Raw genomic sequence first — 21,392 nt, forward strand, 5'->3', positions numbered from 1 at the left:
ACCTCTGTCTAATGCCTGCGGGCCGGGCCGTGCTTCAGGGACTCGAAGAGCCGGTCGAGGTCCGTCTCGTTCGCGTAGTGGAGGATGACCGCCCCCCCCTTCCCGTTGCCCTTGATCTCCACCCGGGTGGCCCAGGCCTGGGTCAATTCCTCCGCGGCGGCCTTGATGAAGAGCTCCTGGGGGTGCTTCTTCCGGGTCTTCACCTTCCGCTGCTTCTGGAGGTGCTGGATGCGAGCTTCCAGGGCCCGCACGCTCAGCTGCTGGTCCACCACCTCCCCCGCCAGCTGCTCCTGGAGGCGGGTGTCCGCCACCCCCAGCAGCACCTTGGCGTGGCCCGTGCTCAGGCGGCCCATGGCCACGTCGCCCTGGATCTCGGAGGGCAGGCGGAGCAGGCGCAGGGTGTTGGCCACCTGGGGACGGGACTTGCCCACCCGGTCGGCCACCTGCTCCTGGGTGAGGCGGAGGTGCTCCCCGAGCTGCCAGTAGGCCTTCGCCTCCTCGATGGGGTTCAGCTCCTGGCGCTGGATGTTCTCCACCAGGGCGAACTCCAGCAGGCGGTCATCGGGGACCTCCTTCACCACCACGGGCACCATGGCGAGGCCCGCCTTGCGGGCGGCCCGCCAGCGCCGCTCGCCGGCGATGATCTCGAACTTCTCGCCGGTCCTGCGCACCACGATGGGCTGGACCATGCCGTGCTGCTTGAGGCTCTCGGCCAGCTCCTGGAGGAGGTCCTCGTCGAAGTGCGTGCGCGGCTGGGCCCGGTTGGGCACCAGGCTGCCCAGGGGCAGCTCGCGCTGGGTGGCGTCCTCGGGCGCCATCTGGCTCATGAGGGACGTGAGACCCCGGCCCAGGGCCGGACGCTTCAGGTTGCTGCTCATCAGGCTTCCTTCCTCGCGGGCATCTCGAGGCCCAGCCACTCCTTGGCCAGGCTGAGGTAGGCCTGGGCGCCCTTGGATCGCAGGTCGTAGAAGGCCACGGGCCTGCCGTGGCTGGGGGCTTCCGCGAGACGGATGTTGCGGGGGATCACGGTCTGGAACACCTTGCCCGGGAAGGCCTGACGGACCTCCGCGGCCACGGCGGCCCCGAGGTTGGTGCGCTCCTCGGCCATGGTGAGGAGGATGCCGCCAAGCTGCAGGGCCGGGTTCGGCCCCGACTGGATGCGGCGCAGGGTCTCGGTCAGTTCCGCCAGGCCGTCGAGGGCGAAGAACTCGCAGGGCATGGGCACGATGACCTCGTCCGCGGCCGAGAGGGCGTTGAGCGTGATCATGCCCAGGCTGGGGGGCGGGTCGATGAGGATGTAGTCGAAACGGTCCATGAGGGGGGCCAGCCCCTGGCGCAGCACCTGGAGCTGGGGCAGCTCGAAGAGCTCGAACTCCAGCTGGGCCAGGTCCTTCCCCGCAGGCAGCACCTGCAGCATGGGGACTTCCGTGGTGAGCACCAGCGCTTCGGCGGGTGCGCCCTTCATGAGGGCGTAGGACCCCGCCCGGTGGTCCGGCTTGGGGAAGCCGAGGCCCGTGGTGCTGTGGCCCTGGGGATCGAAGTCCACCAGCAGCACCATCTTCTCCATCATGGCCAGGGAGGCCGCGAGGTTGATGGCCGTGGTGGTCTTGCCCACCCCGCCCTTCTGGTTGGCCAGCGCCACGACCCGCGCGCGCATCAGCCGGCCCTCTTCGTCGCCAAGGCGCTGGTCGAATCGCGCATCACGGAAACCCCTCGGGTGTGGAACACGCCAGTCTAGCAGGTCGGGTTCCACGGTGCTCGAAGGGTTCACGGATCCAGCAGGGACGGGTCGGGACGCGCGACGCCGATGCGGCGTACGGGGCCCGAGAGCCACAGGTCCCGCCATGTGCCGTCTTCCTCCAGGTGGAGGGTGACGGTGACGGGCTCCCCGCTCGCCGGATGCAGCGTCCAGGATGAGCCCCCCTCCGTCCGCGCCAGCCAGGCCGCCGCCACGGCGCACCCGGTTCCGCAGCAGAGCGTCTCGCCCTCCACCCCCCGCTCCCAGGAACGGATCCTCGCCTCGCTGGAGGCGATCGGCTCCACCACGTTCACGTTCGTCCCGCCGGGAACGGCCCCGTGCCAGCGGAGGGGTGGCGCCAGCGCGGGCAGATCCACCGCGGCCACCGAGGGCACGCGCAGCACCAGCTGGGGATTCCCCACCCACCCGAACCCGCTGGGAAAAGGCGTCTCCAGGGGCACCGCGCGGAGGCCGCAGCCCTCGCCCTCGGGCATGCGGATGCCGAAGCCGGCGCCGTCGCGGCGGAGCCGGACGGGTTCGCCGCTGGAGACCACCTCCACCAGATCGCCCTCAGGCGCGCCGGGGAGCGCCAGGGCCGCCCTGCTACCGTTGCTGCAAAAGGACTTGGAGCCGTCCGAATCCCAGTGCTCCAGGACCCAGGGCCCCTTCCCGGGCCTTTGCATCAAAAAAAGCCCATCTAAACCGAACCCGCTCCCCCGGGGGCAGAGTCGTTTGGCATAACCTGAACCATCCAAAATACTTGAGGCGTCCGCCCAGAGGTAGCCGAAGACATTCCCCGAGGCGGAGGCGATCTGGAGCTCCATGGCGCCCTACCGATCCTGCTTCGGGTTGCGGAAGGTGTAGACGGTCTCCCCAGGGCGCGCGTACCCCTGGCGCCGGGCCAGGGCCTCCATCAGCTCCGGGTCCTTGGCGGCGAGGCGCTGGACCTCCTCCAGCAGCTCCCGGTTCCGGCGGTTCAGGTCCATGAGCCGCGACCGGGTCTGGGCCAGCTCCGCCTCGCGCTTCCGCAGCTCCGGGAGCCCGTCCTGGGACAGGAGGAGCGCCAGCATCGACAGGACCGCCGAGGCCCCGAGCACCCCGTAGAGCGTGCTGGATTTCAGGAGCCAGTTGGCGTTCATGTCCAGGGGCCTCCTCAGCCCAGGCGCGACCCGAAGGCCTCCCGGCCGGCATAGCGGGCGGCGGCGCCCAGCTCCCATTCGATCTGGAGCAGGCGGTTGTACTTGGCCACGCGGTCCGTGCGGCAGGGGGCCCCGGTCTTGATCTGTCCCGCCCCCGTGGCCACGGCCAGGTCGGCGATGAAGCTGTCCTCGGTCTCCCCGCTGCGGTGGCTGATGATGGCCCGGTAGCCCGCCTTGTGGGCCATGTCCACGGCCCGGAGGGTCTCGGTGACGGTCCCGATCTGGTTCAGCTTGATGAGGATGGCATTGGCCACCTCCTCCCGGATGCCCTTGGCCAGGATGGCGGGGTTGGTCACGAAGAGGTCGTCGCCCACGAGCTGGGTCCCGGCCCCCATGGCCTCGGTCTGCGCCTTCCAGCCCTTCCAGTCGCCCTCCGCGAAGCCGTCCTCGATGGAGACGATGGGGTGCCGCTTCACCAGACCCTGGTAGTACGCCACGAGCTGGGCCGGGGTCTTGGCCTTCCCGTCCAGCTGGTAGGCCTTCCCGTGGAGGAATTCGCTGGCGGCGCAGTCGAGGCCCAGGAAGACCTCCTGGCCTAGCTTGTAGCCGGCCTTCTTCACGGCCTCGCCGATGAGCTCCAGGGCCTCCTCGTTGGACGCGAGGTTCGGGGCGAAGCCGCCCTCGTCTCCCACCCCCGTAGCCAGCTTGCGGGCCTTCAGGACCCCCTTCAGGGCGTGGTAGACCTCCGCCCCCCACCGGAGGGCCTCCCGGAAGCTCGGGGCCCCCACGGGCAGCACCATGAACTCCTGGATGTCCACGTTGTTGTCGGCGTGGGCACCGCCGTTGAGGATGTTCATCATGGGCACGGGGAGCAGCCGGGCCGAGGCCCCGCCCAGGTAGCGGTAGAGGGGCATGCGCGAGGCCCGGGCCGCGGCGTCCGCCAGGGCCATGGACACACCCAGGATGGCGTTCGCCCCCAGGCGCGCCTTGTTCTCGGTCCCGTCCAGGTCGCACATCAGCTCGTCGAGCTCGGCCTGCTGGAAGGGATCCATCCCCTGCAGGGCGCCCTGCAATTCGACATTGATGGCGTCGACGGCCCCCAGCACGCCCTTGCCGAGGTAGCGCTTCTTGTCGCCGTCCCGGCGTTCCAGGGCCTCTCGGCTGCCCGTCGAGGCACCGGAGGGCACGAGCGCCTGGCCAAGGGTCCCATCCGACAGCTGGACCCGGGCGAGCACGGTCGGGTTCCCCCGACTGTCCAGGACTTCGAGGGCGGATACGCGTTCGATCACGTTCATGGCGGCACCTGGTCCAGAGAGGCGCGCTAGCGCGCCTCTCTGATCTTAGCCAGGTTGTTGAACCGGACGGTTCCTACTTCTTGGTGGCCTTCTTGGCGGCCGGCTTCTTCGCGGCGGCCTTCTTGGCGGCCGGCTTCTTGGCGGCGGCCTTCTTCGGCGCGGCCTTCTTCACGGCCTTCTTCACGGCCTTCTTGGCGGCCGGCTTCTTCGCGGCGGCCTTCTTGGGGGCGGCCTTCTTCGCGGCGGCCTTCTTGGGGGCGGCCTTCTTCACGGCCTTCTTCGGAGCGGCCTTCTTCGCGGCGGCCTTCTTGGGGGCGGCCTTCTTCACGGCCTTCTTCGGGGCGGCCTTCTTCGCGGCGGCCTTCTTGGGGGCGGCCTTCTTCACGGCCTTCTTGGCGGCCGGCTTCTTGGCGGCGGCCTTCTTCGCGGCGGGCTTCTTCGCCGCAGGCTTCTTGGCGGCGGCCTTCTTGGGGGCGGCCTTCTTCGCCGGCTTCTTGGCGGCGGGCTTCGCGGCCGCGGGGGCGGCGGGGGTGGCGACCGGGGTGGTCATTTCGGCCATGGGTGGCTCCTTTACGCCCTTTTGGGCGGTGTTGGAAGGGGAAGTGCGGGAAGTCGGCGAAGCCTTAGCATTTTTCATGCCATGGCCAGCCTGGTCCCGCTGGGTGGATGTACGATCCTTGGCTGCGGCGGCAGCCGCGGGGGGATGCGCCGCATCGGCGGCGGAGCCGGCTTTGCCCTTGGGCTTGGCGGCTTTCTTCGGAGGTTCAAGGCCCGCAAGGATCTGCGCGAGGCGCTTGCCGGGATAGTAGTCGTCCAGGAGGGCATCGCCCACCAGGACGCCATGGACGCCGAGGGCCTCCATCTGCTTGATCTGGTCGAGCCGCTGGATCCCGCCCTCGACCATCTTCAGACACTTCTTCGGGACCTTCTTCACCAGCGCTACCGCCTGGTCCCAGGAGGCCTCCCAGGTGTCCAGGTTGCGGCCCACGGCGCAGATGATGTCCGCCCCGGCGTCCACGGCCCGCTGCAGCTCGGCCTCGGAGGTGACCTCCACCACCACGTCGAGCCCCTTGCCGGTGGCGAACTTCAGGAGCGCCTGCAGGCGCTCCTGGGTCAGGAGGGCGGGCATCAGGAAGATGGCATCGGCGCCCAGGATCTTGCTTTCCTCGACCTGGTACTCCTCGAAGATGAACTCCCGCCGGATCAGGGGGACCTTCACCTGCCCCCGGACCTCGGAAAGATGCTTGTCGTCGCCGAAGTAGAGGAACTTGTCGGTGGCCACCGACAGGGCCCGGGCCCCGTTCTCGGCCAGGCTCTTGGCGTGGGTGGAGGCCTTGTAGCTGTCGCGGACCTGCCCGCGGCCGGGATCGCCCCCGGCCACTTCACCCAGGATGGTGATTCCCGGCTGGCTCAGCTCTTCCTTCAGGGAGTGGTGCCCCTTGTAGGCATCCTTTACCGCCACGGGGCCCCTCTGCTTCTTGATTTCCACATCGAGGGCCTTGAAGATGGCGACTTTCTTTAGCATTTCCCACTCTCCAAATCTCAGATACCTCGCAGCTGGCCCTATGGGGAAGATGATCGTCCGTTTTTCCTCTGAGACAACATGAAACCAGCGATCCAGATGAGGTCAACAGAGAAATCAAAAAAATCTTCATTTTTTTTGACGCTACCTCCGCCGACCCGACCATTCAATTCCACCCCCTTCCGCGCGACACTGGAGCGAGAGGCGCGCCATGACCACCACTGTGCTCGATCACCCACTCGTCCATCACAAGCTTTCCCTCATCCGCGACCGGAAGACGCCGGGGAGCCTGTTCCGCACCCTCATCGAGGAAGTCGGCCTGCTGCTCGCGGTCGAGGCGACACGCACCCTGCCGGTGGAACCGGTGGTCATCGAGACGCCTCTGGAGCGCACGGAGAGCCAGCGCCTCCGCCAGCTTGACCCGGTGCTGGTGCCAGTCCTCCGGGCGGGTCTGGGGCTCCTGCCCTCGTTCCTGCGGCTGCTCCCCACGGCGAAGGTCGGCCACCTCGGCCTCTATCGGGATCACGATTCCCTGGTGCCCGTTCCGTACTACCGGAACTTCCCGCCCCTGCTGGAAGCGCGACCCGTCTTCGTGCTGGATCCCATGCTCGCCACGGGCGGCAGCGCCTCGGAAGCCGTGCGCCAGCTGAAGGGCGCCGGGGCCGCGAACCTGACCCTGGTCGCCGTGCTCGCGGCCCCCGAGGGCCTGCGGCGCCTCCAGGAGGACCACCCCGACCTGCGGATCATCGTGGGCGCCGTGGACCGCCAGCTCAACGAGAAGGGCTACATCCTGCCCGGCCTGGGCGATGCGGGGGACCGGCTCTTCGGAACGGCCTGAGGCGGCACCGCAGGCCGGAGTCCATCCGCGCCCTCATCCGGTCAGTGGGTATGGCTTCCGTACCCCTTGAGGGCCCGCTCCCCCTGGAGCTGCTGCTGCAGCTCCCGCCGGATGGCCTCCCGCTGCCCCTCCAGCTCGTGCTGGCGGGCCTGCACCTGCTGCCCCAGCCTGCGGGCCAGAGCGAGGGTCTCCTCCCAGCCAGGGCCCCGTTCCGCGCCGGCGAGGGCCTCCTTGAAGTTCCGGTTCCACGCTTCGAGCAGGGCCCCATCCAGGGGCGTGGCGCCATCCCTCAGCCAGTCCTCCAGTTGCCCCAGGGCCGCCCGGACCGCGGCGTCGCTCATCCCACCAGGTCCCGGACCGCCATCGCCGCCGGCGCGGTCCGCTGCTGGAGGTCCAGCTGCTCCCAGGCCTGGCGGATCTCCCCCATCTGGCGGTGCACCTCCTCCAGGCGCTTCGCGTCCTTGGTCCTGCTGGCCGCCAGGATCTCCGAGGACCACCACCGGTGGAGCCCCTGGAGGTTCTGGGCCAATCCGCCGCCGTTCTCCACATCCAGGCGATTCGTCAATTCCTCGATGATGGCCAGCACCCGGTTGGTGTGCCGGGCCTTCGCCTCGTAGTCCTTCCGGTCGAGGGCCTGCACAGCCTGGAAGAGGAACCGCTGACCCCCCTCGAGCAGGAGGGCCACCAGCTGCACCTGGGAGGCGCCCATCACGCGCTGGAAGAGGTACTGGTTGCTGGCCTTGGCATAGGGCGTCATGGATCACTTCCCGGAGGATTCTTCGGCACGAACAGCGAATGGCTTGAGGCTCAGCCCATGCCGGAGATGCTCTGCCCGGCGGCCTGGAGCTGGCCGATGACAGATTCGACCTGGGCGAACTGCGCCTGGAGCTGGACCTTGCGCCGATCCAGCCGGGCCTGCCCCACGGTGATCTGGCTGGCCAGGGTGCGATTCTGGTCGTTGATGCTGCTGATGATGCGGGTCAGCATCCCCGAGCCGTAGTCCGTGATGCTCGAGACGGCGTCCTGGGTGGCTTGGCTGACGCCTCGCGAGACGGTGAGGGTCCCGCTTCCGACGCCGCTCACTCCCAGGATGAGGCCTTCCAGGGGCGTTCCGGCCGTGCCCACCAGGCTCCCGTTGGCCCCCGACAGGGTGTAGCTGTTCCCGCCCACGGTGAAGGTGCCGGACACGGCGCCGCCGCTGACGTAGGAGGTGATGTTGAAGCCGATGGCGCCGGTGGCGGTGTTCGGCCCCGCGCCGTAGAACGAGACGGCAGCGCTGGTGGAGACACCGCTGTTGGCGAAGACCTGCTTCGCCGCGGTGGGATCCTTGTCGAGGGCGGCCTGGAAGGCCGTCGTGTCGAGGCTCAGGGTCCCGTCCTGGTTGGTCTTGACGCCGAGGCTGGCCGTCGAGTTGAAGGTCGCGGTGGAGCTCAGTCCCGCTGGCACCCCCGTCAGCGCGGAGCGGATCTGGGAGATGAAGCCCCGGGAGGAGGAGTCGTTGTAGAGGGCCCCACCCGCGGCCGAAGCGCCCTTGTAATCGCTGAGGAGCGAATTGAACTTGCTGATGACGTCCTGCATGGCGCTGGTGATGGACGACTTGTCCACCCCCACCGTGAGGGTGGTGATCCCCGTCTGGCCGCCCTGCTTGAGGTTGAAGGTCACCCCGGCCACGGCATCGGTGACCGAATTGGTCTTGCGGGTGAGCTGCACGCCATTGACGGAGAACAGCGCGTCCTTGGCCACGTTGGCGCCGCCGGAGGCGAGTCCGCCGCTGATCGTGGTGGGCGCGGTCATGCTGTCGACCGTGCCCGCGGCGATCCCGAGGGTGTTGACGGCGCCTCCGGCGGTGACGTCCGCCAGGGTCACCACGCCCCCGGTCGTGCCGGTTCCGGTCGTGTTGGACGTGAGCACCAGCTGGTAGGGGTTGGCGCCGCTCCCCGTGTTCACCACGGTGGCGGTCACGCCCAATCCCTTGGAGCCTGGCACGTTCGGGTCAGGCGTGCTCAGGGCGTTGATGGCGTCCCGGAGCCCGTAGAGGTTGTTGTTGGCGCTGCCGAGGGTCAGGGTCCGGATCACGCCGTCCGTGCCCTGGATGGCGAAACTGGCGGAGCTCCCGCTGAAGACCGGGGTGGCCAGGGGATCCGCCACGGCGAGGTTGGTGGGCAGGCCACCGGACAGGGTCGGCGAGATCTTTCCAGCCGTGGCGACCTGGGTCACCTGGAGGTCGTAGCTGCCCACGGCGGCCCCGGTGGCCGTGGCCGTGACATAGGTGTTGTTGGTGTCGGAGCTGGTGACGGTACGGGCGTCGAAGGCGGTCCCGCCAAGGGTCGCCGCGCTCGAGGAAAGGGCATTCATGTCACCCTGCAGTTTCTGCAGGGCCGCCAGGCGGTTGTTGTTGGCCGTTTGCTGGTCCTGGAGCCGCTGCACCGGCTGCCCCTCCTGCTGGAGGATGGCGCTGATGAGGGAATTCCAGTCGATGCCGGTCGCCACACCGGTGGAACTGATGGTCGCCATGGTTGCCTCCTTCGGGGAGCGCGTTCAGCCCTGCTGATCCACCAGGACACCGGAAGCGTCCATGGCGTGCGACAGTTCACGCAACTTGTGGGCCATGGCCAGCACCTCCTCGGAGGGCACCTGACGGATGACCTTCCGGGTCCTGGCGTCCACGACCTTGAAGTAGGGCTCGTTGGTGGCCCGGTCCACCTGGAAGACCAGATCGGGCTGGGTCTGCTGCAGGAATTCGCTGAACACCTGGGCCGCGGAGTTGACTTCCGCAGACGTGGGGACCTTGGCGGACGCCGAAGGCACCCTGTCTGAGGCCGCAGGAACGGCCTGTGCCGGGAGCGGCTGGTTCGGCTTGGCCGGAGGGCCAGCCGGCGGGAGGCCCGGCGCCAAGCTCACCGCGAGGTTGACTTGATCGGCCATGGGGGAGACTCCTTACCCGATACCCAAAGGGGGCCGGCCCTTCGGCCCGCCCCCCATGGGATCAGATTCCAGACTACTGGAGGAGAGCGAGGACACTCTGGGCGGACTGGTTGGACTTGCCCAGGGCGCTGATGCCCGACTGGTTCAGGATCTGGAACTTGGACAGGTTCACCACCTCGTTCGCGATGTTCGCGTCCGTGATCTGGCTGGAGGCGGCCTGCAGGTTCTGCGACTGGATGCCGAGCACGGCCGAGTAGGAGTTCAGCGTGGCCTCGGAGGCACCGAGGGTCGCCCGCTGGGTGGACACCGTCTGGAGGTCGGCCTTCACGGCACTCAGCTGGCCGGCGACAGAGGCATCCGTCCCGCTGGTGATGCTGGTCTTGGCCAGGGAAGTGGTGAGATCCACCGCAGCAAAGGACCCGACCGAGATCTTGGCCGTGTTGCTGAACACCGACGTTCCGTTGAAGGTGGTGCTATTCAGGATGTCCGCGATGGTGGCGTTGTTCTTGGAGTACTCGGCGTTGATGTTGGCCTTGCCGTTGGCATCCAGGGTACCAGTGGAGGCCTGCTGGGTCAGCTCGGCCTGCCGCTGCAGGAGGTTGGTGATGGTGTCCAGCGCGCCGTCCGCCACCTGGAGGAGGGAGACGCCGTCGTTGGCGTTGCGCTGGGCCTGGTCGGCCACCTTGACCTCGGTATTCAGCTGATTGCTGATGCCCAGGCCAGCCGCATCATCCGACGCCTTGTTGATGCGCTTGCCGCTCGTGAGGCGCTCGATGGTCTGGTTCAGACCCATCTGGGTGAGGCCCAGCTGGCGGGAGGCGTTGAGGCCGGTGATGTTGTTGAGAATGGAAAGGGACATGGCATCCTCCTTGATGCACAGGACAGCATCCGTGCCGTCCGGGTTGGGTCGCGGATGGGAACCCGCTGAGTGCCTATTCGACGGGGCCGGGCCGAACCTTTAATTTTTTTTTCGAAGCCCTACCATGGGCCCCATGCCCACCCTCTCCCTGTCCATGATCGTGAAGAACGAGGCGGCCCACCTGCCCCGGTGCCTCGCCTCCGTCCGCGATCTCGTGGACGAGATCGTGGTGGTGGACACGGGCTCCACGGACGAGACGGTCCACATCGCGGAGACCTTCGGGGCCCGGGTGGGCCACTTCCCCTGGACCGGCGATTTCTCCGCAGCCCGGAATGCCAGCCTGAGGCTCTGCACCGGCGACTGGATCCTCGTCCTCGACGCCGACGAGGCGGTGGATCCCCTGGACCACCCCACCCTCCGGAAGGCCTGCGAACAGAAGCGGATCCCGGCCTTCACCCTGACTTTCCGGAACTACTTCCTGGATGGCGACCGGCTCATGATGGACCAGGCCGTCCAGCCCAACGACGGCCGCTACCCCCTCGGCGCGGGCTACAGCCTCTTCGCGACCCACCGGGGTTTGCGTCTCTGCCGGAACGCCCCGGGTCTGGCCTTCACGGGGCGCATCCACGAGCTCCTCGATCCGTACTTCCACCGGCGGAAGCTCCCCATCGGTTCCCTCGATGCGGTGATCCACCACTTCGGGAAGGTGGACCTCGCCCGCGAGGAGGCCAAGAAGACCCTGTACCTGCAGATGGCCCTCGACGCCGCCGGGGCGGAGCCGCGGAACCAGCAGCACCAGTTCAACGTGCTGCTCCAGGCGGCCGTCGCCCGGGACTGGGAGCTGGCGATCCGGGCTGGGACCGCCTGGCTGGCGCTGTCGCCCGCCCCCAAGACCTCGGGCCTCATGACCCTCGCCGTGGCCTACCAGGGCGCCGGGCGGGTGGAGGAGTCCATCCCCCTCTTCCAGCGGATCCTGGCCCTGGAGCCGGACCACCCCACGGCGCTCTGCCGGCTCGCCCTCTCCCTCGCCGCCCTCCAACGGACCAGCGAGGCCCTGGAGATGCTGGAAGGCACCCTCCGGCGGCGCCCGGATCTCTCCGCGATCTGGCTCGCCATCGTCGACATCCTGAGCGCCATGCGGCGCTACGACGATACCCGGGAGGTGCTCAAGCGGGCCGTGGCCGCCTGCCCCAAGGATCCGGCCCTCCGCACGAAGCAGGTGGACCTCGATCTGCAGCTGGGCCTGAAGGCGCAGGCCGTGGCCGATGCCTGGGAGGCCCTGCGGGCCATCCCCGCCTGCGGGGGCGGCCAGTGGCACAGCCTCGTGGCGTCCCACCTGCTGGCGTCCGGCCATGCCCCCGAAGCCAGGGTGGTGGTCGACCTCGGGTTGAAGGCCTTCCCCGGGAACCCGGAGCTGGAGGCCCTCAGGCATTCGATGGCGACCCCGATCTGACCCTCAGCCGGAGTCCCGGCTCAGCATGCCCTTCAGCCGGCTCATGAGCCCGCCGCGAGGCTCCTTCGCCCCGGAGGATGGCGGTGCGCTCTCCACCTCCCAGTCGGCCGGCACCGCCACCGAGGGATCCAGCTCCAGGGCCCGGCGGAAGCAGCCCTGGGCGTTGGCCGTGAAGCCCTTGCGGTGGTAGAGCTCGCCCATGAGGGCCCAGGGTTCGGCGGCCTTGGGCTTGAGACGGGAGGCGACCTGGAGGGCCTCGATGGCGCGGGTGGACCAGGCCGGGTTGGCCAGGCGGAGGCGGCCGAGCAGCAGCCAGGTGTCGTAGGACTCCGTCGAATCCCCATCGAGCTTGATGGATTGCTCGAGCGCGCGGATGGCCTCGCTGGTGCGGTCCTGCATCAGGTACGACTTGGCCTTGATGTACAGTCGACGGGCCCGGTCGGCGGGCGGCTCCTCCCCGGGCTCGAGGGCCGGTTCCGGGACGGGCGGAACCCGGGCCGCGGGTGTGGCCGGGAGGTCGGGCGGCATCATCAGCTCCAGGGGCTCCCCGTCGTAGGGCATCGCCTCCAGGACGGGAGGGGGGTCCACGGGCGCCGGGGGCGGTTCGAGGTCTTCCGCCAGGATCTGGATGGGCTCGGGCTCAGGAGCCGGCGGGGGCTCGGGCTTCGGCAGAAGGGGGAGGTCGCCGCGGATGAGGGAAAGGCCGCCGAGGGTCCAGAGGGCCGCCACGAGCCGGGCCGCATCCGGCGCATCCAGCCCCGTGAGCGACGTGAGGGTGTCGCAGGCCAGGGGCTCGGTGCCCATGAGGGTCATGGCATAGGCGATCTTCGGGTTGAGCGGCAGATCCGAGAGGGAGAGCAGCAGGTCCGGCGGGGCCTGCCAGCGCCACTCCGGCTCGCTGCGGAACATCTCCAGCAGCTCCCGGTCGATCTGCGCGCTCTGGAACACATCCCACACCAGACGGCGGTGGTCCAGGCGGAACTGGAGGTCCCCGCTGAGGCTCCCGTCGAGGGGCCCGGGCAGCCAGGTCAGCTTCAGGATGGGATGCTCGAGGGCGTGCAGGAGGATGGAGGCGAGCAGCTCGTGCAAGCGGGCATCCCGCTCCTCCACGGACATGAGCCCCCACTGCACCACCCGGTCTCCCACCCGCGCGCCCTCGCCGTCGGCCAGCAGCTCGTTGAGGGCCGCCATGTCGAGTACGCCGCGCCGGATGAGGAAGTTGCCGAACTGTTCGCCGACGGCATCGCTGCGCAGGTACCTCAGGTCACCGCCGGACCAGTAGAGGCGGCGGGTCCCGTCGTTCTGCTCCAGCACGAGCTCCCCCCCGGCTCCCTGCTGGTGGAGGGAGCCCATGAGGGCGGGAAGGAAATGGCGGAGGCGGACTTCGGGCACTCACACTCCGGGATCTGATCCCTAAGTTTGCATTTTCCAGGCCAGGATTCCAGTACGGAAAGCGCCAACCATGCCGGGATATCCCAACTCCCTTGGCCCGGACCAGGACTGGCCCTATGCTTTCCCTCCATCCAGCCCGGCCTGGGAGAGTCCGCATGTTCGAGAAGCTCGGCAAGTTCGAGATCCGTCGCGTCCTCGGCAACGGTGCCATGGGCGAGGTCTACCTCGGCGTGGATCCCTCCATCGGGCGCGAGGTGGCCATCAAGACCATCCTCCCCGCCGCGGCCCAGGGTGACGAGGCCAAGGAGCGCTTCGCCCGGGAAGCCCGGGCCGCCGGGGTGCTGAACCACCCGAACCTGGTGACCATCTACGAGTTCGGCGAGGACCAGGGCGTGCTCTACATCGCCATGGAGTTCGTGAAGGGCCACGACCTCGACGAGCTCATCTCCCAGCAGGTCCTCACCCGTTCCGAGATCCTGGAGGTGCTGGCGCAGGTCTGCGACGGGCTGGGCTTCGCCCACCGCCAGCACATCGTCCACCGGGACATCAAGCCCACCAACGTCCGGGTGCACCAGGACGGGCGGCGCCTCCACGCGAAGGTGATGGACTTCGGCGTGGCCAAGATCAGCAACTCGGACATGACCGCCACCGGCATGGTGATGGGCACCGTGAGCTACATGGCCCCGGAGTACATCCGCACGGGCAAGCCCGATCCGCGGAGCGACCTCTTCGCCGTGGGCGTCATGCTCTACGAAGCCCTCAGCGGACGGAGGCCCTTCGCGGGGGACACCACCCCGACCATCCTCTACAAGATCGTCAATGAGCCCCCGGAGCCCATCGACACCCAGCAGCTCCAGGGCATCAGCCCCGCCATCAAGTCCGTGCTGGACCGGGCCCTCACCAAGAACCCGGACGACCGGTACCAGACCGCGGAGGATCTGGCCAAGGCCCTCCGGGCGGCCAAGGACCCCTCGTGGATGGGCCAGCTCGACGAAGCCACCTCCCTGCTCCGGGCTGCGGCGCCCACGGCCCCCGCGCCGGCCGCCCCCGCCGCCCCCACGGCCCAGGCCACGGCGGTCCTGGCCTCCCAGCCCACGGCCGGCGTGCCCCAGGCCACCCCCGTCCCGGCGCCCCGACCCGCCACCCGCCCGGCCGCCGGATCCCGCACCGGCCTCTGGATCGGCACCGCCGCTCTCCTGCTGGCGGGCCTGGGCGGCCTGGCCTGGTGGAAGCTCCGCGGGTCCACGGCCGCCCCTCAAGCCGCCGCGGCGGCCGCCCCGGATTCCGGGCTGCCCGCCCCCTCCGGGGCTCCGGCCACACCGACACCGGCCGCCCATCCCGCGCCAGGGACGCCCCCGCGGCCGGCCGGACCCGACCTCGCGCCGTCGGCCCCAGCGACGCGGCCGACGCCCGCGAAGGAGTCGCCACGGCTGGAGACGCCTCCCGCCGAGTCCCGCCCCGCCCCCGCCCAGAAGGCTCCTGAGCCGAAGACCCTCGACCAGCCGGAACGCTTCCAGGACGACCACCTGGAAAAGCTGCAGCCCTCCGAACGGATGAACCTGGGCAACGTCTCCATGAGCGAGGCGATCCAGATGGCCGACTCCCAGCCGGAGAAGGCCATCCACGGCTTCCGCCAGGCGCTCAAGGCCGATCCCTACAACGTCAACGCCCATGCCTGGCTGGCCGCCGTCCTCTACGAGCAGGGGCGGATGGGCGAGTTCCACCAGGAGCTTCGCGAGGCCCGCCGGCTGGGGCTCCTGGGCCAGATGGCCAGCCGGAACATCCGCTTCCGCCAGGCCCTGAACCAGGCCCGCTTCAACCGGAAGCTTCCGCCCGACCTGGCGGAGTGAGCATGGCCGCACGCAGGGACGGAACCGCCGCCCTGGAGGCGCGACTGGGCCACGCCTTCAGGAACCCGGCGTTCCTGAGGGAGGCCCTCACCCACGCCTCCTCGGGGAGGGGCCGCGACAACCAGCGCCTGGAATTCCTCGGAGACGCCCTCCTCAACTTCTGTGTGGCGCTGGCCATCCACCGCGAGCGCCCCGACTGGGAGGAGGGCCCCATGAGCAAGCTCCGGGGCGTGCTGGTCTGCACCGAGGCCCTGCACGCGTGGGCCCTCGACCTCGGCCTGGACCAGGCCCTGAGTTCCGCGGGCCGGACCGCCCTGGGCCCCAAGCCCCTGGCGGATGCGGTCGAGGCCCTGCTGGCCGCGGTCTTCCTCGATGCCCAGGCCGCCGGCGGCGACGGCGCCTCCCGGGTGCAGGCCCTCGTCGAGGCGCGGCACCTGGCGGCGATCCGGAGCGCCGACCCCGGCCTCTGGACCCGCCGGGACGCGAAGACCACCCTCCAGGAGACCACGGCCCGGCTGGGCCTCCCGGCGCCGGCCTACACCCTGCTCGGGCAATCCGGCCCCGACCATGCGCCGCGGTTCTCCGTGCGGGCCGCCACCGGCCCCCACGTGGCGGAGGCCGAGGGGAACACCCGGAAGAAGGCGGAGACCGAGGCCGCCCGGAAGCTGCTCGACCTGCTGGGACCCGGCCCATCGGCGTGACACTTGCGTTACACTCGCCCTGCTGGGATGCCCGCTTGAAGATCTACCCCACCCTCAACCTCCAACACGGACTCGTGGTCCCCGCCGGGCAGGCGGGGCCGATCGCCGTCGCCCCCCTCGAGCTGGTGGCGTGGATGCTGGACGAAGGGGCCTGCCGCCTCGCCCTGGTGGATGTGGATGCGGCGCACGGCACCGGCAACAACCGGGAGGTGATCGCGCAGATCCTCCAGATCTGCCGGACCCAGGGGCGGAAGGTCTGCATCCAGGTGGCCGGCGGTGTGCGCAGCTCGGACCAGGCGCAGTTCTTCATCGACCACGGCGCGACCTGGCTGGTGGTGGGCACCATCCTCCACAAGTCCCCCATGGTGGTGGAGCAGCTCGTGGCGCGGTTCCAGTCCCACCTGACGGCCGGCGTGGATGCCCGGGGCGGCCGGGTCCACCGCTCGGGCTGGGTGGACGCCACCGGCCTCAGCGCCGTCGAGGTGGCCACCCGGGCCCGCGACTACGGTTTCAAGCGGCTGCTCTTCGTGGACATCCCGGAAGAGGTGGATGCCGACCCCGATTTCGAGACGGCCCGCCTCCTCAGCACCGCGACCGGCCTGCCCCTCATCATGGGCGGCAGCATCACCCGGCCGGAACACCTCGACCGGCTGCACGCGCAGCAGGGCCTGAAGGGCGCCCTGGTCGACGCCCTGCTCTTCCGGGGCAACGCGCGCCTCATGGCCTTCCTCCAGACCGCCTGCGCCTAGGAGCGCCCTTGAGGGAGACGACGGAGGCCCCCTTCCTCGCGACCCTCGGGGAGTCCGACCGGAACCACTTCCGGCACCTGGCCCTGATCCGTCCCCAGCTGCCCTCCGAGACCCAGATACGCATGCTGGAGGGCCTGGCCCACTCCCTGGCCTCGCCCCGGCTCCTCACGCTCATGGCGCGCACGCCGCACTGGCTGGCCCACTGGCCCATCCTCCTGGGCCTGGCGGAGAACGAGGCCACCCCGGAATCCATCCGCCGCGACCTCGAGATGGTGGTCTCCCTCTTCGACCAGATGCGGGAGATGGACCACGCGCCCGCCCAGGAGAAGGACGAGCGGGCCGAGGCGGTGAAGACCCTCTACCACCAGCTCAGCCCCGCCCTGAAGCCCGTGGCGAAACTCCTCGCCAAGCAGCTGGCCAGGACGGTCTCCGCCACGGGCACCACCCAGGAGCTCCCGCCCCTGCCCTCCGAGGACGAGGACTGGGAGACCCTCACGGCGCCGCCGGCGGCCGCCGTGGAGACCCCCGGCGGCGGCGGCTTCCAGCGGGAGGACCGGCTCGCCCGCGCCCGGGAGACGGCCCAGGCCGAGGAGCTGCTCCTCTGCCTCACGGATGCCGATCCGGAGATCCGCCAGGCGGGCATGCAGAACCCCCTGGTCTCCGAGGACCTGATCTGCCGGGCCCTGGGCCAATGCGGCGTCCCGGACTTCTTCGAGGAGGTCTACGCCGAGGCCCGCTGGTACTTCCGCGAGCCTGTGCGGGCCGGCATCCTGGAGGCCCCCGGCAGCCCGCCGGAACTCTCCCGCCGCGTGGGCATCGCGCGGGAGCTGCTGGCCGCCCTGGACCGCGGCGCCGCGGGGCGCTCGGACCTCCGGCGGATCGTCAGCCTCTTCACCCAGCTCGAGGAGGGGGAGTACCAGTTCGTCACCTACTGGGCCAAGCGCCAGGCCCCCCACCTCCTGCGGGTGGTGAAGTACTTCTACGACCGCCTCCAGCGCCAGCGGAACGGGGTCTCCGGCTCACTCCCTGAGCGGGTGGAGGAGGGCCGCTGGGCCTCGCTCGAGGAGCGCGTCTTCCTGGCCACCCAGGGCACCCAGGAGGACCAGCTCATGCAGGTGCTCAAGGACCCGGACCAGCAGGTGATGGCCCTGGCCCTGGAGAACCCCGCCCTCACGTCCCGCATCCTGGCCTCCGCCGTGCCCACCCTGGACCGGGACCGCGCCGAGCGGGTGGCGGCCCACCGCACCTGGTCCCAGGACCCGCTGGTGGCCGAGGCCCTGGTGCACCACCCCCACCTGAGCGAGGCCTCGGCCCTGCGCCTCCTCGACGCGCTCCAGGGCGTGAAGCCCTGCATCGAGGTCCTCCGCAATCCGCGCCTGCCCCACCTGGAAGTGAAGCGCCGGGCCCTGGAGACCCTGCGGGGCCTCTACCTCGCCATGGACGTCCCCCAGCGCATCACCGCCCTCCGGGCCTCCGGCGGCGAGCTGATGCGGCACCTGCCCCAGGAGGTGCTGCAGGACGAGGAGACCCTCCGCCAGATGGTGGCCGACCGCCAGCTGGATCCCGGCATCCTCCTCCGCCTCACCCGCAACAAGCTCACGCCCCGGTCCGTCCTGGAGCAGATCGCCGGCCATCCCGTGCTCATGGCCCACGCGCCGATCATGTCGGAGCTCCTCCTGAACCCCAAGACGCCCCGCGAGGCCTCGGTCCGGATCTGGGGCCTGCTCTCCGAGGTGGAGCAGCAGCAGCTCCTCCGGAGCCCCCACCTCCCCGCGGCCCTGAGGCACCTGGCGTAAACGCCCGCCGCGCCGATCCGTAGCCCAGCCACAGGAGCCCTCATGCGACGCCCGGCCCCCATCCTGATCGCCGCCGCGGCCGGCCTGGGGTCCCTCTGCCTCCTGCCCTCCTGCAAGCCGCGCCTCCGGGTCCCGGGGTGGGTCCAGTCCGCGCCCGAGGGCAGCGTGGCCGCCTTCTCGGGCGAGGCGGGCTGGGTGATCTCCCACCGGGAATTCCAGTCCCTGCTCGCCCGGGAACCCATGGCCGAGCGCGCCCTGGACCTCTTCCTGCAGAAGGCCCGCATCAACCCCCGGACCGAGACCGGACGCTTGACCTTCCACGTCATCGGCTTGCCGCAGCAGGGCGAATCCGGCCTCGAGAAGGGCCTGGGCCATGTGCTCATCCAGCTGGACCAGTTCAAGGACCCCAAGTCCCTGGTGGCCGCCCTCACCGAGTCCTTCCCCCAGGAGGGCCACCTGCGCCTCGCCGGCCGGGATTGGCCCCTCTACGTGATCCTCGACCTCGAGACCGGGGATGTGAAGGCCCACATCCGCGCCGCCAGCGACGAACAGGGCCAGATCTGGATCGGCGAGCTGTCCGCCCTCCAGCGCCTCGCCTCGGGGAAGAACCTGGCCACCCGGCCCGGCGTGGCGGCCGCGGCGGAGTGGATCAGCCCGCGGGCCCCCTTCCAGGGCTACCTGCAGCCCGAGGCCCTGCTGGGGAGCCTCCGCAAGGAGCTCCCGGACAGCGGCACCCTCCGGGACCTGCCGAAGGACGTCCAGGCCCTCTTCTGGAGCGTGACGCCCAGCTCCGTCCCGGATCAGCCCTCGCGCTTCGAGCTGTCCCTGGCCGGGAACCCCGCCGCCATCTCGCAGGTCACCCCCTGGCTCCAGCGCCTGGTGGCGGCCATCAGCGCCGTCCAGCCCGTGCCCGGCGCACCCGCACCCGAACTGCTCCAGGAGAAGGGGCGGGTCGGGCTCCGGGCCTCCCTGACGGATGCCCAGCTCAAGCTCATCCTGGAGAAGCTCGGCCAGCCCGGCCTGACCTTCGGCCCCCTCCCGGCCCCGCCCAAGGCATGAGTCCCGCCGCCCCGCTGCCCGCCCCTCCCGCCGGGGGGACGCCTCCGCCCGAGGGGGAGACGCCCGAATACTGGATGGCCCGGCTGAAGGCCGGCCACGAGGAGGCCCTGGCCCACCTCATGGCCCGGTTCGAGCGGCCCCTCTGCGCCTTCCTCCACCGCCGCCTGCAGGGGGAGGCCGGGGTGGTCCAGGAGCTGGCCCAGGAGGTCTTCCTCAAATGCCTCCAGCATTGCCAGCGGTTCGAGGAGGGTCGGCCGGTGGCCGCCTGGCTTTTCACCCTGGCGGCTAATGCGGCGACCGACCATCTGCGTAGAAGAGGTCGGGAGGTACCCCCTCCCGAGACCTTTGACGCTCCGGACCCCCATCAGGCTTCACCCTGGGAATCCGTGGACCAAAGCCGGCGACTCCAGGCCCTCCGGGGGGCCCTGGAGGGGCTGACCCCGCGCCAGCGGGCCATGGTCCTCGCCTACTACGTCCACGAGCATCCCGTGAAGCGCATCGCCCAGGATCTGGGCTGTGCCGAAGGCACGGTGAAAGCCACCCTGTTCCAGAGCCTCCAGAAGCTCCGCAAGTCCCTTGGATCCCAGCCATGACCCCCCGCCCCGACCTCAGCCCCCTCGACGATGCCCGGTGCTTCGAGCTCCTGGAACGGCCCGAGCTCTGGCCCGAGGATCCCGCCGCCCAGCGGGAGCTGGCCGAGCTGCTGGAGCTGCACCTGGCCCTGGGGGCCCACGGGGAGGCCCTGGCGCCCGAGCTGGCGGTCCCCGCCCGCCCCTGGTACCGGACCTGGGGCCTCACCGCCGCGGCGGCCCTGCTCCTGGCCGGCATCCCCTCCCTCTACATCGTCGAGCACACCCGGCACCTCCGGGCCCTGGCCCAGGACACCGAGCGGCTCGAGCTGCTGGCCCAGCGCCGCAGCCAGGACCGGGTCTGGATCGCCTTCTTCCAGCAGAGCAGCACCCTCCTCCAGGACTTCGAGCAGAACCCCACCCTCTGCCGGAAGGGGGAGGAGGACCGCCACCAGGAGCGCGAGATGGCGCTCGCCCTGCTGGAATCCAGCCACCAGCTCGCCGCCCAGGGCGCCCCCACCCCCGAGGCCGAGGCCACCCGGGCCAAGCTCCACGCCTGGCTCTCCGAGCTGGCCCTCGAGGACAGCTGCCTCAGCACCGAGCGCGCCGAACAGCTCCGGAAGTGGGCCTCCGCCCACAACCTCGAGGACCAGGCCGTCCGCATGGAACGCCACCTCAAGGAGGGCGGCGCATGAGCCTGCGCCCCCTCCTCATGCTGCCCGCCCTGCTGGCCCCGGCCCCGGCGGATCCCGCCTTCCTGGCCGCCCCGCCCGAGGGCCCGGCCGAGGCCCTCTTCCAGCGGGCCCGGGACCTGCGCTACGCCCAGCACTGGTACGAGGCGGCCCAGGCCTACCGGCAGCTCCTCCACGCATTCCCCGATTCCTCCCGGGCCGCGGATGCCCGCTACTGGCTGGCCTCCAGCCTGGAGCAGGACCAGCGCTGGGACGAGGCCGCCGCGGCCTATTCGGACTTCCTCCAGCGGGATCCCGACCAGCGGCTCCTGGGCAAGGAGGCCAAGCTGAACCGCGTCCGCTGCTGGGGCATCCGCCAGTGGGACAGCGCCGCGGCCCAGGCGGGGCTGACCAACGCCCTCTCGGACCCGCTCCCCGACGTGCGCGTGGCCGCGGCGCTCCAGCTGGCCCGGCGCCGGGACCCCCGGGCCGTGCCCGTGCTCCAGGCGGGCCTCCAGCTGGACGCCTGCAGCGAGCCCTGCCGCCTGGCCCTCCTCGCCATGGGCGTCCAGCCCCAGGCCGCCGGCCCGGTGCAGGGCCGCTTCCTGGTGATCCACATCCGGCAGAAGGGCCAGAAGGACGTGGTCACCATCCGCGTGGCCACCTCCCTGGCCCGGGCCGTGGGCGGTTACCTCTCGGACGCGCAGCTGAAGGAGGCGCACGCCAAGGGCATCCACATGGACCGGCTCATGGACCAGGCCCTCACGGTGCCCCGGGGCACAGAGCTGTTCAGCCTCGACGACGGGAAGAGCCGGGTGACCGTGACGGTCGAATAG

The 21,392-nt window shown here is 70.3% G+C and carries 22 protein-coding genes; 10 read left to right on the forward strand and 12 right to left on the reverse strand.

Translation table 11 applies throughout. From position 1 onward, the window contains the following. Nucleotides 1-8: 8 nt before the first annotated feature. The 6 genes from QSJ33_RS06745 to QSJ33_RS06770 all read right to left on the reverse strand — a co-directional run bounded on the left by QSJ33_RS06745 (nt 9) and on the right by QSJ33_RS06770 (nt 5,697). Nucleotides 9-878, reverse strand: a complete 870-nt coding sequence (locus QSJ33_RS06745; protein WP_285723831.1) for a ParB/RepB/Spo0J family partition protein — start codon at nt 876-878, stop codon at nt 9-11. After that, on the reverse strand, nt 878-1,657 hold the full coding sequence (locus QSJ33_RS06750) for a ParA family protein (RefSeq protein WP_285723833.1): 780 nt from the start codon (nt 1,655-1,657) through the stop codon (nt 878-880). Before QSJ33_RS06750 ends, QSJ33_RS06745 begins: the two co-directional genes overlap by 1 nt. A gap of 110 nt (nt 1,658-1,767) precedes the next feature. Then, entirely contained in the window at nt 1,768-2,562 is a 795-nt protein-coding gene (locus QSJ33_RS06755; protein WP_285723835.1) for a diaminopimelate epimerase, read from the reverse strand. A 6-nt stretch (nt 2,563-2,568) separates the two neighbouring features. Beyond that, on the reverse strand, nt 2,569-2,877 hold the full coding sequence (locus QSJ33_RS06760) for an FtsB family cell division protein (protein ID WP_285723837.1): 309 nt from the start codon (nt 2,875-2,877) through the stop codon (nt 2,569-2,571). Between the two features lie 14 nt (nt 2,878-2,891). After that, nucleotides 2,892-4,172: a phosphopyruvate hydratase gene (gene eno, locus QSJ33_RS06765; RefSeq protein WP_285723838.1), complete on the reverse strand. Its 1,281-nt coding sequence runs from the start codon at nt 4,170-4,172 to the stop codon at nt 2,892-2,894. 73 nt (nt 4,173-4,245) lie between these two features. Further along, nucleotides 4,246-5,697 carry an indole-3-glycerol phosphate synthase TrpC gene (locus QSJ33_RS06770; RefSeq protein ID WP_285723840.1) on the reverse strand — a complete coding sequence of 484 codons (1,452 nt, stop codon included), beginning with the start codon at nt 5,695-5,697 and terminating at the stop codon, nt 4,246-4,248. Between the two features lie 208 nt (nt 5,698-5,905). Between QSJ33_RS06770 and upp the strand changes: the two genes are divergently transcribed. After that, nucleotides 5,906-6,532: a uracil phosphoribosyltransferase gene (gene upp, locus QSJ33_RS06775; protein ID WP_285723842.1), complete on the forward strand. Its 627-nt coding sequence runs from the start codon at nt 5,906-5,908 to the stop codon at nt 6,530-6,532. Nucleotides 6,533-6,573: 41 nt separating this feature from the next. Here upp and QSJ33_RS06780 read toward each other — a convergent pair whose 3' ends face one another. The 5 genes from QSJ33_RS06780 to QSJ33_RS06800 all read right to left on the reverse strand — a co-directional run bounded on the left by QSJ33_RS06780 (nt 6,574) and on the right by QSJ33_RS06800 (nt 10,316). Continuing rightward, on the reverse strand, nt 6,574-6,873 hold the full coding sequence (locus QSJ33_RS06780) for a hypothetical protein (RefSeq protein WP_285723844.1): 300 nt from the start codon (nt 6,871-6,873) through the stop codon (nt 6,574-6,576). After that, on the reverse strand, nt 6,870-7,289 hold the full coding sequence (gene fliS, locus QSJ33_RS06785) for a flagellar export chaperone FliS (RefSeq protein WP_285723846.1): 420 nt from the start codon (nt 7,287-7,289) through the stop codon (nt 6,870-6,872). The genes QSJ33_RS06780 and fliS overlap by 4 nt, the downstream gene beginning before the upstream one ends. 50 nt (nt 7,290-7,339) lie before the next feature. Then, complete coding sequence (fliD, locus tag QSJ33_RS06790) at nt 7,340-9,046, reverse strand: flagellar filament capping protein FliD (protein ID WP_285723848.1); 1,707 nt, start codon at nt 9,044-9,046, stop codon at nt 7,340-7,342. A 24-nt stretch (nt 9,047-9,070) separates the two neighbouring features. Continuing rightward, nucleotides 9,071-9,457: a flagellar protein FlaG gene (locus QSJ33_RS06795; RefSeq protein ID WP_285723850.1), complete on the reverse strand. Its 387-nt coding sequence runs from the start codon at nt 9,455-9,457 to the stop codon at nt 9,071-9,073. A gap of 73 nt (nt 9,458-9,530) precedes the next feature. After that, the gene (locus QSJ33_RS06800) at nt 9,531-10,316 is read right to left on the reverse strand and encodes a flagellin (protein WP_285723852.1); all 786 of its coding nucleotides are present in this window, start codon (nt 10,314-10,316) and stop codon (nt 9,531-9,533) included. Between the two features lie 124 nt (nt 10,317-10,440). Here QSJ33_RS06800 and QSJ33_RS06805 point away from each other — a divergent pair, with 124 nt between their 5' ends. Next, nucleotides 10,441-11,769: a TPR domain-containing glycosyltransferase gene (locus QSJ33_RS06805; RefSeq protein WP_285723855.1), complete on the forward strand. Its 1,329-nt coding sequence runs from the start codon at nt 10,441-10,443 to the stop codon at nt 11,767-11,769. Between the two features lie 3 nt (nt 11,770-11,772). Here the strand turns inward: QSJ33_RS06805 and QSJ33_RS06810 are convergent, their stop codons facing one another. After that, nucleotides 11,773-13,161 (reverse strand): tetratricopeptide repeat protein, encoded by a 1,389-nt coding sequence (locus QSJ33_RS06810; protein WP_285723856.1) that lies wholly within the window; start codon nt 13,159-13,161, stop codon nt 11,773-11,775. Nucleotides 13,162-13,316: 155 nt separating this feature from the next. Here QSJ33_RS06810 and QSJ33_RS06815 point away from each other — a divergent pair, with 155 nt between their 5' ends. From QSJ33_RS06815 to QSJ33_RS06850, 8 genes are read left to right on the forward strand one after another with little or no spacing between them, the layout of a single operon-like run. Then, nucleotides 13,317-15,011, forward strand: coding sequence for a serine/threonine protein kinase (locus QSJ33_RS06815; RefSeq protein WP_285723858.1), 1,695 nt, complete (start codon nt 13,317-13,319; stop codon nt 15,009-15,011). 2 nt (nt 15,012-15,013) lie between these two features. Continuing rightward, on the forward strand, nt 15,014-15,712 hold the full coding sequence (locus QSJ33_RS06820) for a ribonuclease III family protein (protein ID WP_285723860.1): 699 nt from the start codon (nt 15,014-15,016) through the stop codon (nt 15,710-15,712). Between the two features lie 35 nt (nt 15,713-15,747). Beyond that, complete coding sequence (locus QSJ33_RS06825) at nt 15,748-16,461, forward strand: HisA/HisF-related TIM barrel protein (RefSeq protein ID WP_285723862.1); 714 nt, start codon at nt 15,748-15,750, stop codon at nt 16,459-16,461. Nucleotides 16,462-16,469: 8 nt separating this feature from the next. Next, nucleotides 16,470-18,257, forward strand: a complete 1,788-nt coding sequence (locus QSJ33_RS06830) for a hypothetical protein (RefSeq protein WP_285723864.1) — start codon at nt 16,470-16,472, stop codon at nt 18,255-18,257. A gap of 42 nt (nt 18,258-18,299) precedes the next feature. Then, nucleotides 18,300-19,316 carry a hypothetical protein gene (locus tag QSJ33_RS06835; RefSeq protein ID WP_285723866.1) on the forward strand — a complete coding sequence of 339 codons (1,017 nt, stop codon included), beginning with the start codon at nt 18,300-18,302 and terminating at the stop codon, nt 19,314-19,316. Beyond that, nucleotides 19,313-19,909, forward strand: a complete 597-nt coding sequence (locus QSJ33_RS06840; protein WP_285723868.1) for an RNA polymerase sigma factor — start codon at nt 19,313-19,315, stop codon at nt 19,907-19,909. The genes QSJ33_RS06835 and QSJ33_RS06840 overlap by 4 nt, the downstream gene beginning before the upstream one ends. Continuing rightward, nucleotides 19,906-20,580, forward strand: coding sequence for a hypothetical protein (locus QSJ33_RS06845; protein WP_285723870.1), 675 nt, complete (start codon nt 19,906-19,908; stop codon nt 20,578-20,580). Before QSJ33_RS06840 ends, QSJ33_RS06845 begins: the two co-directional genes overlap by 4 nt. Beyond that, the gene (locus tag QSJ33_RS06850) at nt 20,577-21,392 is read left to right on the forward strand and encodes a tetratricopeptide repeat protein (protein WP_285723873.1); all 816 of its coding nucleotides are present in this window, start codon (nt 20,577-20,579) and stop codon (nt 21,390-21,392) included. Before QSJ33_RS06845 ends, QSJ33_RS06850 begins: the two co-directional genes overlap by 4 nt.

Origin of the sequence: Geothrix rubra (assembly GCF_030268065.1) — a bacterium.
Classification (GTDB): domain Bacteria; phylum Acidobacteriota; class Holophagae; order Holophagales; family Holophagaceae; genus Geothrix; species Geothrix rubra.

Coding starts and splice junctions, on each gene's coding strand:
- QSJ33_RS06745 (WP_285723831.1), bottom strand. CDS start 878: ATGAGCAGCAACCTGAAGCGTCCGGCCCTGGGCCGGGGTCTCACGTCC.
- QSJ33_RS06750 (WP_285723833.1), bottom strand. CDS start 1,657: ATGCGCGCGCGGGTCGTGGCGCTGGCCAACCAGAAGGGCGGGGTGGGC.
- QSJ33_RS06755 (WP_285723835.1), bottom strand. CDS start 2,562: ATGGAGCTCCAGATCGCCTCCGCCTCGGGGAATGTCTTCGGCTACCTC.
- QSJ33_RS06760 (WP_285723837.1), bottom strand. CDS start 2,877: ATGAACGCCAACTGGCTCCTGAAATCCAGCACGCTCTACGGGGTGCTC.
- eno (WP_285723838.1), bottom strand. CDS start 4,172: ATGAACGTGATCGAACGCGTATCCGCCCTCGAAGTCCTGGACAGTCGG.
- QSJ33_RS06770 (WP_285723840.1), bottom strand. CDS start 5,697: ATGCTAAAGAAAGTCGCCATCTTCAAGGCCCTCGATGTGGAAATCAAG.
- upp (WP_285723842.1), top strand. CDS start 5,906: ATGACCACCACTGTGCTCGATCACCCACTCGTCCATCACAAGCTTTCC.
- QSJ33_RS06780 (WP_285723844.1), bottom strand. CDS start 6,873: ATGAGCGACGCCGCGGTCCGGGCGGCCCTGGGGCAACTGGAGGACTGG.
- fliS (WP_285723846.1), bottom strand. CDS start 7,289: ATGACGCCCTATGCCAAGGCCAGCAACCAGTACCTCTTCCAGCGCGTG.
- fliD (WP_285723848.1), bottom strand. CDS start 9,046: ATGGCGACCATCAGTTCCACCGGTGTGGCGACCGGCATCGACTGGAAT.
- QSJ33_RS06795 (WP_285723850.1), bottom strand. CDS start 9,457: ATGGCCGATCAAGTCAACCTCGCGGTGAGCTTGGCGCCGGGCCTCCCG.
- QSJ33_RS06800 (WP_285723852.1), bottom strand. CDS start 10,316: ATGTCCCTTTCCATTCTCAACAACATCACCGGCCTCAACGCCTCCCGC.
- QSJ33_RS06805 (WP_285723855.1), top strand. CDS start 10,441: ATGGGCCCCATGCCCACCCTCTCCCTGTCCATGATCGTGAAGAACGAG.
- QSJ33_RS06815 (WP_285723858.1), top strand. CDS start 13,317: ATGTTCGAGAAGCTCGGCAAGTTCGAGATCCGTCGCGTCCTCGGCAAC.
- QSJ33_RS06820 (WP_285723860.1), top strand. CDS start 15,014: ATGGCCGCACGCAGGGACGGAACCGCCGCCCTGGAGGCGCGACTGGGC.
- QSJ33_RS06835 (WP_285723866.1), top strand. CDS start 18,300: ATGCGACGCCCGGCCCCCATCCTGATCGCCGCCGCGGCCGGCCTGGGG.
- QSJ33_RS06840 (WP_285723868.1), top strand. CDS start 19,313: ATGAGTCCCGCCGCCCCGCTGCCCGCCCCTCCCGCCGGGGGGACGCCT.
- QSJ33_RS06845 (WP_285723870.1), top strand. CDS start 19,906: ATGACCCCCCGCCCCGACCTCAGCCCCCTCGACGATGCCCGGTGCTTC.
- QSJ33_RS06850 (WP_285723873.1), top strand. CDS start 20,577: ATGAGCCTGCGCCCCCTCCTCATGCTGCCCGCCCTGCTGGCCCCGGCC.